The following is a 14,690-nucleotide window of genomic DNA, read 5'->3' as shown; positions in this document are numbered from 1 at the left end:
TGGTGGTCTGCGGCTTCAGTTCCGTGCGCTCCGGTTCCGGAATAATGCTGTATTTATCCGCGGCCCCGGACGGAAAGACTGCGCACCACAGGACACCGGCCAGTATGTAGAGAAGATGTTTCATGTTTCCAGTATAAGACGAACCAGGGAAGAAGTCCGTCGAAAAATGCAGATTTCAATCGCAGATGCCTTTTTTTTCATCGGGAACGCAGCCTTTCCGTGAAAAAAACAAACCGTCAATACCGTGTCTGATTGTTCATTCCATGTTCCGGCGCCTTATTGGCCGGCGTCGGCCGTGGCGGTTTCAACGCAACAGACTGGATGATATTTTCCGGAAAGAGGGGCAGGATTCCGTCGAAGTAATGCAAGCCATAAACCGCTGGAGGGAGAATCCATTAAAATCCGGACAGCCGGAACCGGATGAAGAGGGCATGGGGAATATCCTCGGCGCCGTGAAGGTTCCTGCTTTATAATTTAACCGGAATGCTCCGCCAAGATGAAGACGGCATGACACTTCTTAACCAATAAAAACCATGATGAATAAAATCACTACCATTAACGGAATTCTTATGACCGCTCAGAATGATTTTACTGAGCATGTAGAGAATACAACAGTCCACGTCACAGAGCAAGAGAAGGAAAAATGGAACAAGGCTCCGGTTACGGATGCAGCCGGCAATATGTCCCTTTCCGGCAATCTGACGGTTCAGAGCGGAACATTCCGGGCCGACGTGGCCATGAATGGGAATCTCAGTGTTTCCGAATCCTTGAATTTGGGTGGAGCCCTGGATGTGGCCGGGGAAGCTACCTGTTTCAGAATGAATGTTTACAGCGCAGATTATTTCCAGATGTACATTCAGACGGGGGTAGGCGTCTTCCGGAACACGGGCATGAACGCCTTCCGCTTTGAGGGAAATGGTTCCGATGAATTGGAAGTGCGGCTGGGTGCTTCCAGCGGGACGGCCAGACTGTTCAAGTTGAATCAGAAGAACTCCCCTTCCGGCAACGATGTGCTTAACGCTCAGGAGAATGACGCCAGATATGGCCAAAAGGAGGAGGAAAACACATGGACAAAACCCCAGACTCATGAGGCAGCCATCAATGCCGAGGGGGGAATGGAGATTCCGTTGGCTGCAGGCGCGGAAAAAAATACCAGTGCAGTCAATCGCATGCATGCGGCGGGGCTGGCAGCCGTGGCGGATGTGTACAATGTGCAGGCTTACCTGACTGTTTCCTCCAGTTCCGTCACCGGGACCGCCACCATAAATGAACGGGTACCAGGGCACTTCCTGCAGATAATAACTCCAAAAAGTACATCGTCCACGGCTCGTATCGCCATTGACCAGACTCTTGTAGGGCGGGCCAATTACTGCAAGTTCGGAGGTGTTTTTTTACCTCTGAGATTTTCTATGGCGAATGCGCAGGTGAAAATAAGTGTCGCACTCGGGCTGTTGACCACATCGACAAGGCTGGACAGGGCCGTGGATGATTACACCTTCGTCCCCGTCACGAGCAGCGTTGGATTTGGAGAGGTGCTGGATATTACCATCACCGATACCCGGGATAGTGCCGCCATGGGATACTGGGTCAGGGTCAGGGAAATTTATGGGTTGCGCGAATTAAACAAATACCTGGTCAAGACCACCCGGTCCTTGCTGCCGCTGAACAGCAACACGTCCATACCTCTGTCCATCGGCGGGATAGTGTATCAGCAGCGCAGCGACGGCGGTCTGGATACAGATGACCGCGGGGCGTTGTGGCTGATGGTGACTGGTATTCATGATAATGTCTGCTGGCGGATTGCCAGCGTGAGGGGCATACATACGTTTGAAACAAATGGCCTGGATGGCATGTGCATGGATATGTATAACAATTCTACAACCAGGTCTGCCTATGCTTCTGTCGGCGCTCCCCGTATCATGCAACGTTGCCTGAACGGATATAATCCAGCCTATTACGGATTCAGCGCGATAGAGGCCAATGCAATCCAAACCGAGGTCGTTGAGGATTTTACCGATCCTGATGCACAAGCGCCATCATGACCATGGATAAGGTCTGCAGGCGGCATGCAGCCTTCTTATGCAAAACCGTGTAAAAACAAATATCCCGCCTCCGGAGAGACGGGATATTTTGTTTAAAGCTGGCAGCCCCACCAGGACTCGAACCTAGAAATACTGAACCAAAATCAGGTGTGTTACCAATTACACTATGGGGCTGTGGAAAAGGGCATTGCTGCCTTTGCGGGGCGTAGTTAATCACAGCGGACCAGTTCTGGCAAGAGAAAAATGGGACCCTCCGCGTTTGTGTTTCAATTCCGGGGCCTGATGATGCGGGTATAGTTCAGCCTCTTGAACATCAGCAGGGGAATGGCTATGCCGATGACCAGGGAGAAGATGATGAAGAAGGCGGTGATGCCGTTTTTGCAGATATCCACGATCAGCCTGTTCATGGTTTCCATATCCTGGTTTTCCTGCATGAACTGCATCAGGGCCAGAATGGTCTTGTAGGCGTACACGCCGGGAATCATCGGCAGAAGGGAGGGGAAGGCGAAGATTTCCGCGGGGCATTTCACCAGCTTGGCCGTCAGCACGCCCAGCATGCCTATGGTGAAGGCGGCTATGAAGGTGGCGCTGGAGATGTCGATGGACCAGGAGTGCATCATGTAGAAGCGGAAGGCGTGGCCGACGGCCGCGAGCAGGGCGGAGACGGCGATCGCCCGCTTGGGGGGATTGGAAATGACGGCAAAGCCCGTAGCCGCTATGGCGGCCATCAGGCCGTCCCAGAGGATGGAGGAGAAGAAGTCCGGATTCATAAGCTGTTCACCCCCAGAATAAGCATGGTTGCGGAAAGGCCGATGGTGATGCAGGTGATCATCATGATGGAATGGACGCCCCGGGAAATCCCCATCAGGATGTGGCCGTGCATCAGGTCCATGATGGAGTTGATCATTTGCACGCCGGGAACCAGGAACAGAACGCTGGTGGCCAGCGCGATCTGGGGCGTCTCCCCGAACTGGAAGATGACGGCGCAGGCCGCCGCCATGGAGGCCGTGAACGCGGACAGGATGACCACGCCCAGGGGATTGAATTTCAGCCGGGAGAACTGCTGCTTTGCCAGAAAGCCCAGCAGGGTGGCGCCGAAGACGGTCAGCATGGCCCATATATCCCCGTTGAACAGGCGGCAGAAGGCGGCGTTGCCCACGCTGACCAGCAGCAGGTCCGTCCAGGGGGAGAAGCGTTTGGTTGCCGCAATGGACCGGAAGGCCCGCTCCATTTCCTCAATGCTGACGTTGTTGTCCACGGGAAGCCAGCTCAATTCGCTGAGCTGCTGGATCAGGTTCAGGTTGAAGGCCAGGGGTTTCAGTTTCCTGACGGAAGTCCGGCGCAGGTTCTCGTCATCAGTGCTGATGAGGCTCATGGTGATGTTGCGCTGGAAGATGGTCATGTCCGCCGCGTACCCGTAGGCGGCTGCAATGCGGGAGATGTTGCGCACGGCCCGGTTGGTGTGCACCCCGGCGCCCATGAGCGTGGTGGCGTATTCCAGCAGGAACTCGGACAGGGCCTGAATCTGGTCTGTATGGGGCATGGCGGAAGAGTGGGGAAGGGGAGGGTCAGGAATGGGCCCGCTGTTTTCTGGCGGCGTAGTCCCGCTGCTGGTCTTCGCCCGTGGCCCCTACGGAGAAGTAGGCGCTTTCCGGGTGGGAGAATACCAGCGCGCAGACGGCGGAAACGGGCTGCATCATCCATGTTTCCGTCAGGCTCATGCCCGCCTCTTCTCCGGCACGGAGCAGACGGAATACGGTTTCCTTTTCCTGATGGTCCGGCTGGCTCGGGTAGCCGCAGGCCGGGCGCACTCCCGTTCCAGAGGGGATGCCCCACAGCACGCGCAGTTTTTCATGGGCGGCCCCGGCAAAGGCTTCCACCAGCCGGTCCGCCAGGGAACTGACCAGAAGGGCGCGGTAGGAATCATTCCTGGCTTCCCATTCCTGCGCCCAGCGCCTGGCTCCGTGGATGCTGACGGCCATGGCACCGATGTAGTCCTTCACCCCTTCCGGGGCGATGAAGTCCGCCAGGGCCAGACGCTTCCTGCCCTGGGCGTTCAACTGCTGCCGCTGGGTCAGCAGGGTGGCCTGCGGCACGGTTCTGGATTCATCCGTCCAGACGGTGATGTCGTCATGGTTGGGGGTGGAATTGGCCGGGAAGATGCCGATGACGCCGCGGGCCTGGTAGCGGTTTTCCTTGACGGCCTGTTCCAGCAGGTCGCGGGCGTCCTTGTACAGGGCCGCCGCCGCGTCCGCCTTGGCCGGGTCCTTGGTGCGGAATTCCTGCCGGGAGGCGCTCCAGACGCCGTGCAGTTCCCAGGCATGGAAAAAGGGCGTCCAGTCGATGCGGCCGACCAGTTCCTGAATGGTCACGTAATACCGGGGATCGTCGCTGCAGCAGCCGCAGCTTACGGGACTGTGCAGGCTGCCGATGGAAACGGGGCCCAGACGCTCCGGCACGGGCGGCACATAGCCGCCGTCCGCGCCCCGCCAGCGCAGTTCCCGTGCTTCCTCCAGGGAGAGGAAGTCTTTCGAAGGCTTGTTTTCATGGCTGGTGCGCAGTTCCTCCTGCCGTTCCTTGACGGCGGAAATGTAGGAATCCTTCTTTTCTCCCACCAGGGCCGCGGCGGCGGGCACCACCTGGGAGGCGTCCACGGTATGGACCACGGGCCCCTCGTAATGGGGGGCGATCTTCAGCGCCGTGTGCAGGGCGGACGTGGTGGCGCCCCCCACCATCAGGGGAACGGTCATGCCGCGGCGCTGCATTTCCGCCGCCACGTGGGACATTTCCTCCAGGGAAGGGGTGATGAGGCCGGAAAGCATCACCAGGTCCGCATGTTCCTGCTCCGCGCGGTCCAGAATCGTGTCGCAATGGACCATCACGCCCAGGTCCACCACTTCAAAGCCGTTGCAGCCCAGAACCACGCCGACGATGTTCTTGCCGATGTCATGCACGTCCCCCTTCACGGTGGCGATCACGGCCTTGCCCGTTTTGGAAGATCCTTTCTTGTCCGCCTCAATGTACGGGGTCAGCCATGCCACGGCCTGCTTCATCACGCGGGCGCTCTTCACCACCTGGGGCAGGAACATCTTTCCGTCGCCGAACAGTTCCCCCACCACTTTCATGCCGTCCATCAGCGGGCCTTCAATTACCTTCAGGGGGGAACCCAGTTCCTTGAACGCCTCTTCCGTATCCGCGTCCACAAACTCGGTGATCCCCTTGACCAAGGCGTGTTCCAGCCTCCCGGTCACGGGCTGTTCCCGCCAAGCCAGCACGGGTTTCCTTTCCGCGCCCGCCTGCGCTTTTTCCGCGGCCAGCTTCTCCGCGTAATCGGTCAGGCGTTCCGTGGCGTCCGGCCTCCTGTTCAGCAAAACGTCTTCGATCAGCTCCAGCCTTTCCCTGGGAATGTTGTCGTACACCTCCAGCATGCCGGCGTTCACGATGCTCATGTCCAGTCCCTGCCGGGTGGCATGGTACAGGAAGGCGGAATGCATGGCCTCCCGCACCGGGTTGTTGCCCCGGAACGCAAAAGAGACGTTGGAAATGCCGCCGGAAATGTGGGTATGGGGCAGGTGGGTGGAAATCCAGCCCGCCGCCCTGAAGAAATCCAGGGCGTAATTGGCGTGTTCCGGAATGCCCGTGCCGACGGTCAGCACGTTCGGGTCAAAGATGATGTCCTCCTCCGGGAACTGCACCCGGTTCACCAGCAGGTCATAGGCCCGTCGCGCGATGCGGATGCGGTCCTCGTAGTTGGCGGCTTGTCCTTCCTCGTCAAAGGCCATCACGACGACCGCCGCCCCGTACCTCTTGATCAGGGCGGCTTTCCTCAGGAATTCCTCCTCTCCTTCCTTCAGGGAAATGGAGTTGACGATGCCCTTGCCCTGCATGCATTGCAGCCCGGCTTCCAGCACCTCCCATTTGGAGGAATCCACCATGAAGGGGACTTTGGCGATGTCCGGTTCCGCGGAAACCAGGTTCAGGAAGCGGACCATGGCCTCCCGGCCTTCAATCAGGCCGTCGTCAAAGCAGAAATCCAGCACCAGCGCGCCGTTTTCCACCTGTTGGCGCGCGATGGAAACCGCCTCCTCATAATTCCCCTCCCGGATCAGGCGGGCGAATTTGGGGGAACCCGCCACGTTGCAGCGTTCCCCGACAAAAAGGGTGTTTTTTTCACGGGTATGGTTGTAGGCCTCGTACCCGGACAGGCGCAGGGCAGGGGACTGGGCGGCAGGAATGCGGGGGGGAAGCCCCTCCACGGCCCGGGCGATGGCGCCGATGTGTTCCGGAGTGGTGCCGCAGCAGCCGCCCACAATATTCAGGATGCCCAGGGAGGCATATTCCTTCATGAATGCCGCCATGTCTTCCGGAAGCTGGTCGTAGCCCGTGGGGCTGAGCGGGTTGGGAAGCCCCGCGTTGGCGTAAATGGAAACGTAGCAGTCCGCAAGCCCGGCGATTTCCTCGGCAAAGGGGCGCATCAAATCCGCACCCAGGGCGCAGTTGATGCCCACGGAGAAGGGCCGGACGTGGCGGATGGAATTCCAGAACGCCTCAATCGTCTGGCCCGACAGGGTGCGCCCAGCCTTGTCCGTCAGCGTTACGGACACCATCACCGGAACGGCGGCGTCCGGCTGTTCGTCAAACACCTCTTCCATGGCGAACAGGGCCGCCTTGGCGTTCAGCGTATCGAAAACCGTTTCCAGCAGAATCAGGTCCACCCCGCCTTCCAGCATGGCCAGCACCTGTTCCCGGTAGGCCTGTCTGAGCTGGTTGAAATTCACGGACCGGAAGCCCGGATCATTCACGTCAGGAGACAGGGAGCAGGTGACGGGCATGGGGCCGATGGACCCGGCCACAAAGCGGGGCCTGCCGTCGCGCGCCTCCGCCTCGTCACAGGCCCGGCGGGCCAGGGAAACGGCAGCCAGGTTCATGTCCCGCGCCAGGGACTTCAAAACGGAGGAATCCACCACTTGCTGGAAGTAGGACTGGTCCTTGCGCTCCCCCTCTTCCGGATGATGCCAGAAATAGTCGTGCTGCCCGATGCTGGTTGCGCCAAAGGAGCAGGTTTCAATGATATCCGCACGGCCCGTATCCAGAAAGCGGCGGTGCACGTCCAGAATTACCTCCGGCCTGGTCAGCACGAGAAGGTCGTTGTTGTTCTTCAGGTCGTTGGGATACAATTCCTTATCCGCGAAGCGCTCTCCACGGTAATCCTCCTCCTTCAGCTTGAACTTCTGGATATTGGTGCCCATGGCGCCGTCCAGGATCACAATCCTTTTGCGCAGTTGATCTTTGAGATAATCAAGACGTTTGAGTCGGGATGCTTTGGTCATAAGCGGGCGCGGAAAATCTACAGCCCGTGCCCTCCGTGAACAAGGATAATTGACGTCACCCCTTTTCCGGTACGGGCGCATATCGGGAAAATGCCCTTGAGGGTGAATTTCCCGAGGTAGAGGTACTGGAGAAAGGCATGTCCAGACTCGCCCGTGCATCCCGAACCTCGCCAGGGGACGGAAAGCCGCCGCACTATCACCATAAAGCCCGGCGACGGAAAAGCGTGCATGAGCCGGTACGCGGACGGAAAGTGATCGGAACAACGTATTCTTGTCTCAGCACGGGGATGCGGAAACCGGGGAAAGGATTTTACCGTGATTCAGGATGTACGGCTTTGAGTGTCTGCAAGTTTTTATTGGGAAGGATGACGTCCGGAAAAAGAGAAATGTTAATAGAATGTGTATAATATGTGAATAATCAATCAACGGGAATCTTGGAAAAGGCGCTGGAAACTTCCGGATGGGCTTACCGGAACCACACCGGAAAGAAGAAAAGGGGGGGGGAAGCTCTCCTCTCTAAATGAGTAAATGCGGCTGCACCTACTCATTTCTTTTATAAGAAAAATGGAGAATCCCTGCCATCTTCCGGCAGACGGAATGCATGGGACGCAGGAGAAACCGGGGATGGCCTCCGCCTGATGAAATTATTCGGCCGGACTCGGATTCTGGGGCTGCGGCTTCTCCTCCGGCAACATGCCGGGAGGAAGGAACAGGGCGGACGCGGGAACCAGCACGGGCTGGGGGATGCCGGGGCCTGACCAGGCTACGGACATGTGGTCCGGACCGCCGTCCTCCTTGTGAATCACCTGGAGAAAGTAAAACTTGCCCGCTTCCAGGTGAACGGGTTCGGATGACTGGTTGGGCTGGTTGGTCCAATTATGGCGGTCGGAATATCCCTTCACGGTGGCAATGCAGCTCATGTCCTTCTGGGTGGCGTCCTTGCCCAGCCACAGTTCGGCGGAATCGTCGGAAGACAGATAAAGGCGGTATTCTCCGGTAGCCGGGACGCGGAGCAGGGCGGAATAACGGGCTCCGTACTGGTCGCCCAGATTTTCTGCGTCCAGCCGGACGATCTTCCGGATGTCGGAAGAAGGCCTTTCAAAAACCTTCTGGTGCGTCAAATCCTTTACCGAACCTCCCGGAATGCCGAACCACAGCTCCTGAACCACGCCGGAGGGAAACTCCTCCGCGGGGGAGTCGGCGGCTGTTCCTGCCAGGGCTGTGCAGAAAAGAAGGCTCAGAACGATAAGAAAAACATTCATGCAGTGTCGGGTGGAGGGGATGCTCTCTGCAACGACTACGGGCGGCATGGAATCATTCTTTCAGAAACGGCGTCATTCTTTGGGGCCGGTGTCATCATTGCCGGTCTCCGTATCCTGTCCGGCGTCCCGGTGGCGGCGGGAACCGTTCCGCCAGACCATCCAGCCAATCAGGAAGGCGAGCACGCCCAGCCCGGCAACCCGGCGCGGTGTGGAAATGCCGGACTCTTCCGTCCCGGAGGGTTCCTTTTCCATCCCGGTCGGCTCCTGGGCCTGGAGGGAACCTGCAAGAAAAAAGGCCGCCAGCGCCGTGGCGGCAAGAGTGCGGTGGAGAGAAATAGGCCGTTTCATCTTTTGTGAAAGGTTAAAACAGGCCGGAACCCCATTCAAACATATTTCCCCGGCTGTCCCGATTTTCCGCAAGTCCGCTGCCTGCCGCCGCAGAGGCCCGGCATTTCCGGGAAAAAAGTGGCCGCGAACGTTTTTTTTGCAGAAAAAACTTGCGGTGGCATGATGATCATGCTAATTTCCCTCCGTCCTCTACGGGACACACCAAGACGAAAGTCAAAGGGGTATTAGCTCAGTTGGTAGAGCGCTTCAATGGCATTGAAGAGGTCAGCGGTTCGAACCCGCTATGCTCCACCAGATTTCATGTACCGCAGGTTATTGATATTCAATACTTGCGGTACGTCTGTTTTTAGGAAGTGCAGTGCAAGCCCGAATACAGCCACCTGTTTCCACAACTGATTGGCAGTTACGCCGGAAGGTGCATGATAAAATAGGTGTCTTCATCATTCTTCCTTCCATCTCCTGCCCGGTTCAGATCCGTTGATTTTCCGCAGCAGCATACCGCAGGACAACTCGCTCTTTCCCCCACGCTTTCCGGCTCATACGCTCCGTTCCTCCGGGGGCAGCCCGCGTTTGCTTCAATCTTCTCCGGCATCTCCACCTTCACGCTCTGAACGGAAGACACCACCTCCTGGAACAAATTCTACTTCTCGTCTCTCTCGCTCACGGGCGTCGTCACCACGGAGGAAAGCCACGACTTTGAGGAAGACGCTGCCGTCCGCATCAAGGCCCAATTGGAATACGTCAACGTTCAGGAACAAACAATTGCCAGGGCCGCCCTCGGCTCCGCGAAGGGAAGCGGGCGTTTTTCTAAGAAAAGCAGGGATTTCTATGCGGAAAAAGACCGTCTTCCGTATAACAAACCCGAACGCCCACCATCCTGTATCCTACATCCCTTGTTACAGGGGGATTGGCCTATTGCGCCGTATAACGAGAAGATTTTTGATAACAAAAAGTTGGCTTTGGCATTTGGCATGTGCTACAAACACTCTGTTAATGGAGAACCAGCCTTTCTTGCCGTTCTCCTTGTGAAAATTCCTGTAGTTATAATATATAAAAAACAACACCAGCCTATATCAAATGGATTGCTCTTTCGGCTGATACCCTTAAAAGCCGGGTCGTTCTCCTCTCCAGAACCCTGTCCGCTGCCTTTTCCGGAAATTCATGAAGAAAGCAACCACACGATAGGGATGCCGAGCAGTTCCCTGTTGGAAGCATGGAAATAACTTAACATTACAAGAAAACAATTGAAAACAGGATTAAGGCAATTAATGGCTTCATAAAACAATATGAATATCTTATAAGAAAAAAATCTTAAACACTCCTTCCTACCCTCTTATTTTATGAAAATACTCCCTATCCTGATATCAGCATTTCTTTTTACGGCCAATGAATTAAGTGCCAGCGCCAGTTTATTCGAACTTAAAAATTGCATTGGAAATAAGAATTGCCCGATAAAACAAATAAAAACAGAGCAAATAGGCGAATATATCTATGCGGAAGTGCATATTAACACTCTTTCAGACGAAATTTCAGAAGGAATAAAAGAATTCGTATTTCAAATACAGGACAGCAAAAATTCAACAGCGCCTCCCATTTATTCATTTACTACAGAACAAAAGCTGGATGTCGTAGTAACATTTTCATTTAGTAAAGATAAAGTAGAACAAATTGAAGGCAGCATGAGCTTATGGGGGCCGGTACTGCACAAAACGGCAGTGGAAATAATAGGTTCTTATATTTTTGAAATCAAAGATTATTTAAAAAAGAATCAGTGATAAAAAGCGTGTTCAGCCTTCAAGAACAATAAATAAAGGAGTCCGGGAGATGAGGGTAGCGTTCAAAGAAGTTTTCAGTCCGAGCAGCTGCGCAGAATATACGTTGATGGTTTTTTTCAAGTGGAGAGCGGAGCCGGCTTTTTTGTAAAACTCCATAAAGCAAGCGTGAATCAGGCGTATTACGTAGGAGATATCGTAGCTATACCAGCGTAGGGAACAACGGTTTAAAATGCTTCTTAATTCATGCAGATCATACTCACTTTTTTTCGACGTGACAGGTAAAAGCAGTATATAATCAACACTCTATGATAGCTCTGAAAAATATTGTAGAACGCCAATGCGGGTGAAATAGGCGAAAAATGTCTTTTACGCTGGGATGCTGGCCATGATCGGGATAGGCACGCCATGTTCTCTTCCTGATTAGACCTGAAATTTGATCGAGTACCCAATTTATTCTTTTTAACGCGGAACTTCAGTTCACCTGTCTGCGTGAGGTACGTTTGTTTTTTCTAAATTTTTGAAACAAGTTATACCTTATCTTCCTTCTGCTTTTTCTTACGGAGGACAAAGGCTCGTATCAGCATTTTTTTCCAAATGCGGTAATTGCCCAGCCACCACTCGGCATTCCCGTCTTCCATGTTTCCGGCTGGATGGGTATCATTGAACCAGACCTCCCGTATGGAATGCCTGCCCGTTCCTGATACTTTTTTCCATGTTACCCGGGATTGCGTTTCTGAATGGCGTACGTTCAGCACATGAAATGCGCATGAGGGCGACAGCCGGGACAAGGAATCAATGAATTCTTTTATTTCTTCAGCGGGAATGTCCCGGTTCATGACAATCCCGACGTCCTTGCTTTGTTGAATCTCGGAGATCAGACGCTGCAGCCTTTTGTTCATGGTGGCGTGAAAATCGGGCAATTGTTCCTGAATGCTTTGGTTTTTTGTAAAATGATGGAGGGATATCATTCCCGTTCGAAGGTCTCTGACGTTTCTGTGTTCGGAAGGCGATTCCTCATTCTCCTCATACTCCCGGAACAGATCAAATTCTCTTTTATGCAGAAGATCCGAATACAGGGAAAGGTCATAGCGGAACATCCAGCCCAGGGGAGAAGAGAATGTTCTCATGTTCACCCTTCGCAGCATGGTGGCAGTCCGGCAGGCAGCTCCTGCGCTGAAAACAAAATCGACAGCAGTAGGACGGTAAACAATTTTGCGAATACCTGAACGCAGAAAGGAAACAAATTTTTTTGAGGGAGAGGTAGTGACTTTATTCATATTACATGGAGAACCTCCAACTATTAAAATGGCCGGTGGGTTTTGTCTATCCTAAAAGGACTGTCCGGGTACCGGCGGGAGTTTCGTTAAGGTTTCTGCTTGTTAGTCTTTTTCGTCTTTTCAATTCGCCTGGTGGTATTCCGATGAAGAGTAAAAGATATTCAGCCGGGCCATTTCCCGCGTCTAATCGAAAAATTGAAGGAAATATTGAGGGATGGAATATTTTTTCAAAATGCGAATAAATTATAAAATATATTTATAATAAAAGTTTTATATATATCACAAAAATAAATTCACGTTTTTTCTTCCATTAGAGTAAGTGTAACGTTTTAGATGGATATGCAGTTCTTCTCCATCTCATGCCGGAACGGGAATTCCGGAGACGGGGGGAAGGGCTGTCAAACCAATCTGTCACTATGTCAAATCATACGAGTTTCAACATGCATGTGCCTACCCGGATTCTTTTCGGAGCCGGGCAGCTGGACCATCTGCACGATCAGCCATTGCCCGGCCACAAGGCCATGATCGTCATTTCCAACGGAAAGTCCACGCGGGCCAACGGCTATCTGGACCGCCTCACCGGTCTGCTGGACCTGGCGGGCGTCGAATACGCCGTGTTTGACCGGGTGGAGCCCAACCCGCTGAAATCGACCGTCAACGCCGGGGGAGAGTTCGCCCGGGAACACAGCTGCGATTTCGTCATCGCGCTGGGCGGGGGAAGCTGCATGGACGCCGCCAAGTCCATCGCCCTGATGGCGGCCAACGGCGGCGATTACTGGGATTACATTCCGTCCGGAACGGGCAGGGGGCTTCCGGTCGTCCGCAAGCCCCTTCCTCTCGTAGCCATTACCACGACGGCGGGCACCGGGTCTGAGGCGGATGCGGGCACCGTGGTGACCAACGGGGAAACCCATGAAAAAACCGGCTTCGTCCATTCGGACCTGTTCCCGGTCCTTTCCATCGTGGACCCGGAATTGATGCTCACCGTTCCGCCGGAACTGACGGCCTTCCAGGGGTTCGACGCCCTGTTCCACAGCGTGGAAGGCTACGTTTCCAACGGCACGAACCTGATGAGCGACATGTATGCCCTGACGGCCATTGAGAACATCAGCCGCTACCTGCCCCGGGCGGTGAGGGACGGGACGGACCTGGAGGCCCGGACGCATGTCGCGTTCGGCAACACCCTTTCCGGCTACGTGATGTGCGTGGGCCGCTGCACCAGCGAGCATTCTCTGGAGCACGCCATGTCCGCCTACCATCAGGACCTCCCTCACGGCGCGGGCCTCATCATGATCAGCAGGGCCTACTTCACGCACTTGATTGAACGGCACGTTGCCGACGAACGCTTCATCCGCATGGCCCGTGCGATGGGGATGCCGGAAGCGGCGGAACCCATGGACTTTATCACGGCGCTGGCGAGGCTTCAGGAAGACTGCGGCGTGGCCGGACTCCGGATGTCCGACTACGGCATTGCTCCGGCCGAGTTCGGGAAGATGGCCGCCAATGCCCGGGAAACGATGAAGTTCCTGTTCCTGTGCGACCGCTGCGAACTGACCGCGGAGGACTGCGTTTCCATCTACCGCAACTCATTTAAATAAAGTAAGTCTCAAGGAACCATGAACAAGAATATTCTCATCATTTCTTCCAGCCCCCGCAAGGGCGGCAATTCCGATCTCCTGTGCGACGAGTTCGCGAAGGGCGCCCGCAGCGCCGGACACCGGGTGGAGAAGGTGCGGCTTGCGGACAAAACCATCCATTACTGCCGCGGGTGCGGCGCCTGCAACGATACCCATGTCTGCCTCCAGAAGGACGACATGGCGGACCTCTTGGACAAGGTGCTGGAAGCGGACGTCATCGTGTTGGCCACTCCCGTGTATTTCTACACGCTGTGCGCCCAGATGAAAACGTTCATTGACCGTACGGTTCCCCGCTATCTGGATATGCGGAACAAGGAATTTTATTTCATTCTGGCCGCAGCGGAGGATGACCGGTCCGCCATGGAACGCACCGTGGAATGTTTCCGCGGATTTCTGGATTGCCTGGAAGGGGCGGAGGAAAAAGGCGTGATTTACGGCACCGGAGCCTGGAAGGCGGGAGAAATCAGACAACTCCCCGCCATGAAGCAGGCCAGAATCATGGGAATAAGGGTCTAGGCATGTTCCCGTGACGGCAATGCATGGAACCCCATGCATGAAAACATCACTCATCATGGCGGTCATCGCCGCGTCCGCTTGTATGCGTGGCTTTTTCCCGTCCGCAGACGAGCCCGGCTGCCGGATTTCCACCAGGGGCAGACTGTGGATGAAGCCTACCGGAATATCCGGGGCGGAAAGGTGAAATTCCGGTACGTCATCGGCATGAAAACCTTGAGGTGAGAGATAGCGCGAATGTCCGGCGCCTCCGTACGCATGCCGTGCCGGGGGCGCCGGAGCAGCGCATTTCACCGGGTTGCCTGTGCTTTTGCCCGTGTGTCATGCTTCCCCCGGGACGGAAGAATTCACGTGGCGGAAAAACGGAGGGTGATTCTGATGGTTCTTCTGGTTTTTTACTTATTTCATGACAATAAAATAGATTGAATATCAATATATTATTGTTTTTCTTAAAAAGAATGAAAAAATATTTTGCATTACAGTTACTATAACCATTAACGTGGAAT

At 54.9% G+C, this 14,690-nt stretch carries 12 protein-coding genes and 2 tRNA genes; 7 read left to right on the top strand and 7 right to left on the bottom strand.

Going from position 1 to position 14,690, the window contains the following annotated elements; all coding sequences use genetic code 11:
• The first annotated feature begins 533 nt into the window (after positions 1–533).
• Positions 534–2,042, top strand: a complete 1,509-nt coding sequence (locus HMPREF3039_RS11490; protein WP_067574134.1) for a hypothetical protein — start codon at positions 534–536, stop codon at positions 2,040–2,042.
• 99 nt (positions 2,043–2,141) lie between these two features.
• Here HMPREF3039_RS11490 and HMPREF3039_RS11485 read toward each other — a convergent pair.
• The 6 genes from HMPREF3039_RS11485 to HMPREF3039_RS11455 all read right to left on the bottom strand — a co-directional run bounded on the left by HMPREF3039_RS11485 (position 2,142) and on the right by HMPREF3039_RS11455 (position 8,982).
• Positions 2,142–2,216 (bottom strand) — tRNA-Gln (locus tag HMPREF3039_RS11485).
• A 92-nt stretch (positions 2,217–2,308) separates the two neighbouring features.
• The gene (locus tag HMPREF3039_RS11480) at positions 2,309–2,812 is read right to left on the bottom strand and encodes a threonine/serine exporter family protein (protein ID WP_067574136.1); all 504 of its coding nucleotides are present in this window, start codon (positions 2,810–2,812) and stop codon (positions 2,309–2,311) included.
• Positions 2,809–3,585 carry a threonine/serine exporter family protein gene (locus tag HMPREF3039_RS11475; protein ID WP_067574138.1) on the bottom strand — a complete coding sequence of 259 codons (777 nt, stop codon included), beginning with the start codon at positions 3,583–3,585 and terminating at the stop codon, positions 2,809–2,811. The genes HMPREF3039_RS11480 and HMPREF3039_RS11475 overlap by 4 nt, the downstream gene beginning before the upstream one ends.
• A gap of 25 nt (positions 3,586–3,610) precedes the next feature.
• Positions 3,611–7,372: a methionine synthase gene (gene metH / locus HMPREF3039_RS11470; protein WP_067574140.1), complete on the bottom strand. Its 3,762-nt coding sequence runs from the start codon at positions 7,370–7,372 to the stop codon at positions 3,611–3,613.
• Between the two features lie 644 nt (positions 7,373–8,016).
• Positions 8,017–8,634: a PA14 domain-containing protein gene (locus HMPREF3039_RS11460; protein WP_067574144.1), complete on the bottom strand. Its 618-nt coding sequence runs from the start codon at positions 8,632–8,634 to the stop codon at positions 8,017–8,019.
• Between the two features lie 72 nt (positions 8,635–8,706).
• Positions 8,707–8,982, bottom strand: a complete 276-nt coding sequence (locus HMPREF3039_RS11455; protein WP_067574146.1) for a hypothetical protein — start codon at positions 8,980–8,982, stop codon at positions 8,707–8,709.
• A 218-nt stretch (positions 8,983–9,200) separates the two neighbouring features.
• Between HMPREF3039_RS11455 and HMPREF3039_RS11450 the strand changes: the two genes are divergently transcribed.
• The 3 genes from HMPREF3039_RS11450 (at position 9,201) to HMPREF3039_RS11435 (ending at position 10,757) form a co-directional block, all read left to right on the top strand.
• Positions 9,201–9,276: transfer RNA gene (locus HMPREF3039_RS11450), tRNA-Ala, on the top strand.
• 437 nt (positions 9,277–9,713) lie between these two features.
• Positions 9,714–10,205, top strand: coding sequence for a hypothetical protein (locus HMPREF3039_RS11440; RefSeq protein WP_067952137.1), 492 nt, complete (start codon positions 9,714–9,716; stop codon positions 10,203–10,205).
• A 117-nt stretch (positions 10,206–10,322) separates the two neighbouring features.
• Positions 10,323–10,757, top strand: a complete 435-nt coding sequence (locus HMPREF3039_RS11435) for a hypothetical protein (protein ID WP_067574150.1) — start codon at positions 10,323–10,325, stop codon at positions 10,755–10,757.
• Between the two features lie 527 nt (positions 10,758–11,284).
• On the opposite strand, the gene HMPREF3039_RS11430 is transcribed toward HMPREF3039_RS11435, so the two are convergent.
• The gene (locus tag HMPREF3039_RS11430) at positions 11,285–12,034 is read right to left on the bottom strand and encodes a DUF1796 family putative cysteine peptidase (RefSeq protein ID WP_082770249.1); all 750 of its coding nucleotides are present in this window, start codon (positions 12,032–12,034) and stop codon (positions 11,285–11,287) included.
• 416 nt (positions 12,035–12,450) lie between these two features.
• Between HMPREF3039_RS11430 and HMPREF3039_RS11425 the strand changes: the two genes are divergently transcribed.
• The 3 genes from HMPREF3039_RS11425 to HMPREF3039_RS11415 are packed head-to-tail and all read left to right on the top strand — an operon-like array spanning position 12,451 to position 14,409.
• Positions 12,451–13,632 carry an iron-containing alcohol dehydrogenase gene (locus HMPREF3039_RS11425; RefSeq protein WP_082770248.1) on the top strand — a complete coding sequence of 394 codons (1,182 nt, stop codon included), beginning with the start codon at positions 12,451–12,453 and terminating at the stop codon, positions 13,630–13,632.
• An 18-nt stretch (positions 13,633–13,650) separates the two neighbouring features.
• Positions 13,651–14,187 carry a flavodoxin family protein gene (locus HMPREF3039_RS11420; protein WP_067574155.1) on the top strand — a complete coding sequence of 179 codons (537 nt, stop codon included), beginning with the start codon at positions 13,651–13,653 and terminating at the stop codon, positions 14,185–14,187.
• A gap of 33 nt (positions 14,188–14,220) precedes the next feature.
• A complete protein-coding gene (locus tag HMPREF3039_RS11415) occupies positions 14,221–14,409 on the top strand; it encodes a hypothetical protein (RefSeq protein ID WP_067574157.1) in 189 nt (62 codons plus the stop codon).
• Positions 14,410–14,690: the final 281 nt, after the last annotated feature.

Origin of the sequence: Akkermansia sp. KLE1798 (genome assembly GCF_001580195.1) — a bacterium.
Taxonomy (GTDB): domain Bacteria; phylum Verrucomicrobiota; class Verrucomicrobiia; order Verrucomicrobiales; family Akkermansiaceae; genus Akkermansia; species Akkermansia biwaensis.
The sequence above is the reverse complement of the archived record's forward strand: the minus strand, read 5'-3'. Positions and strand labels throughout refer to the sequence as shown.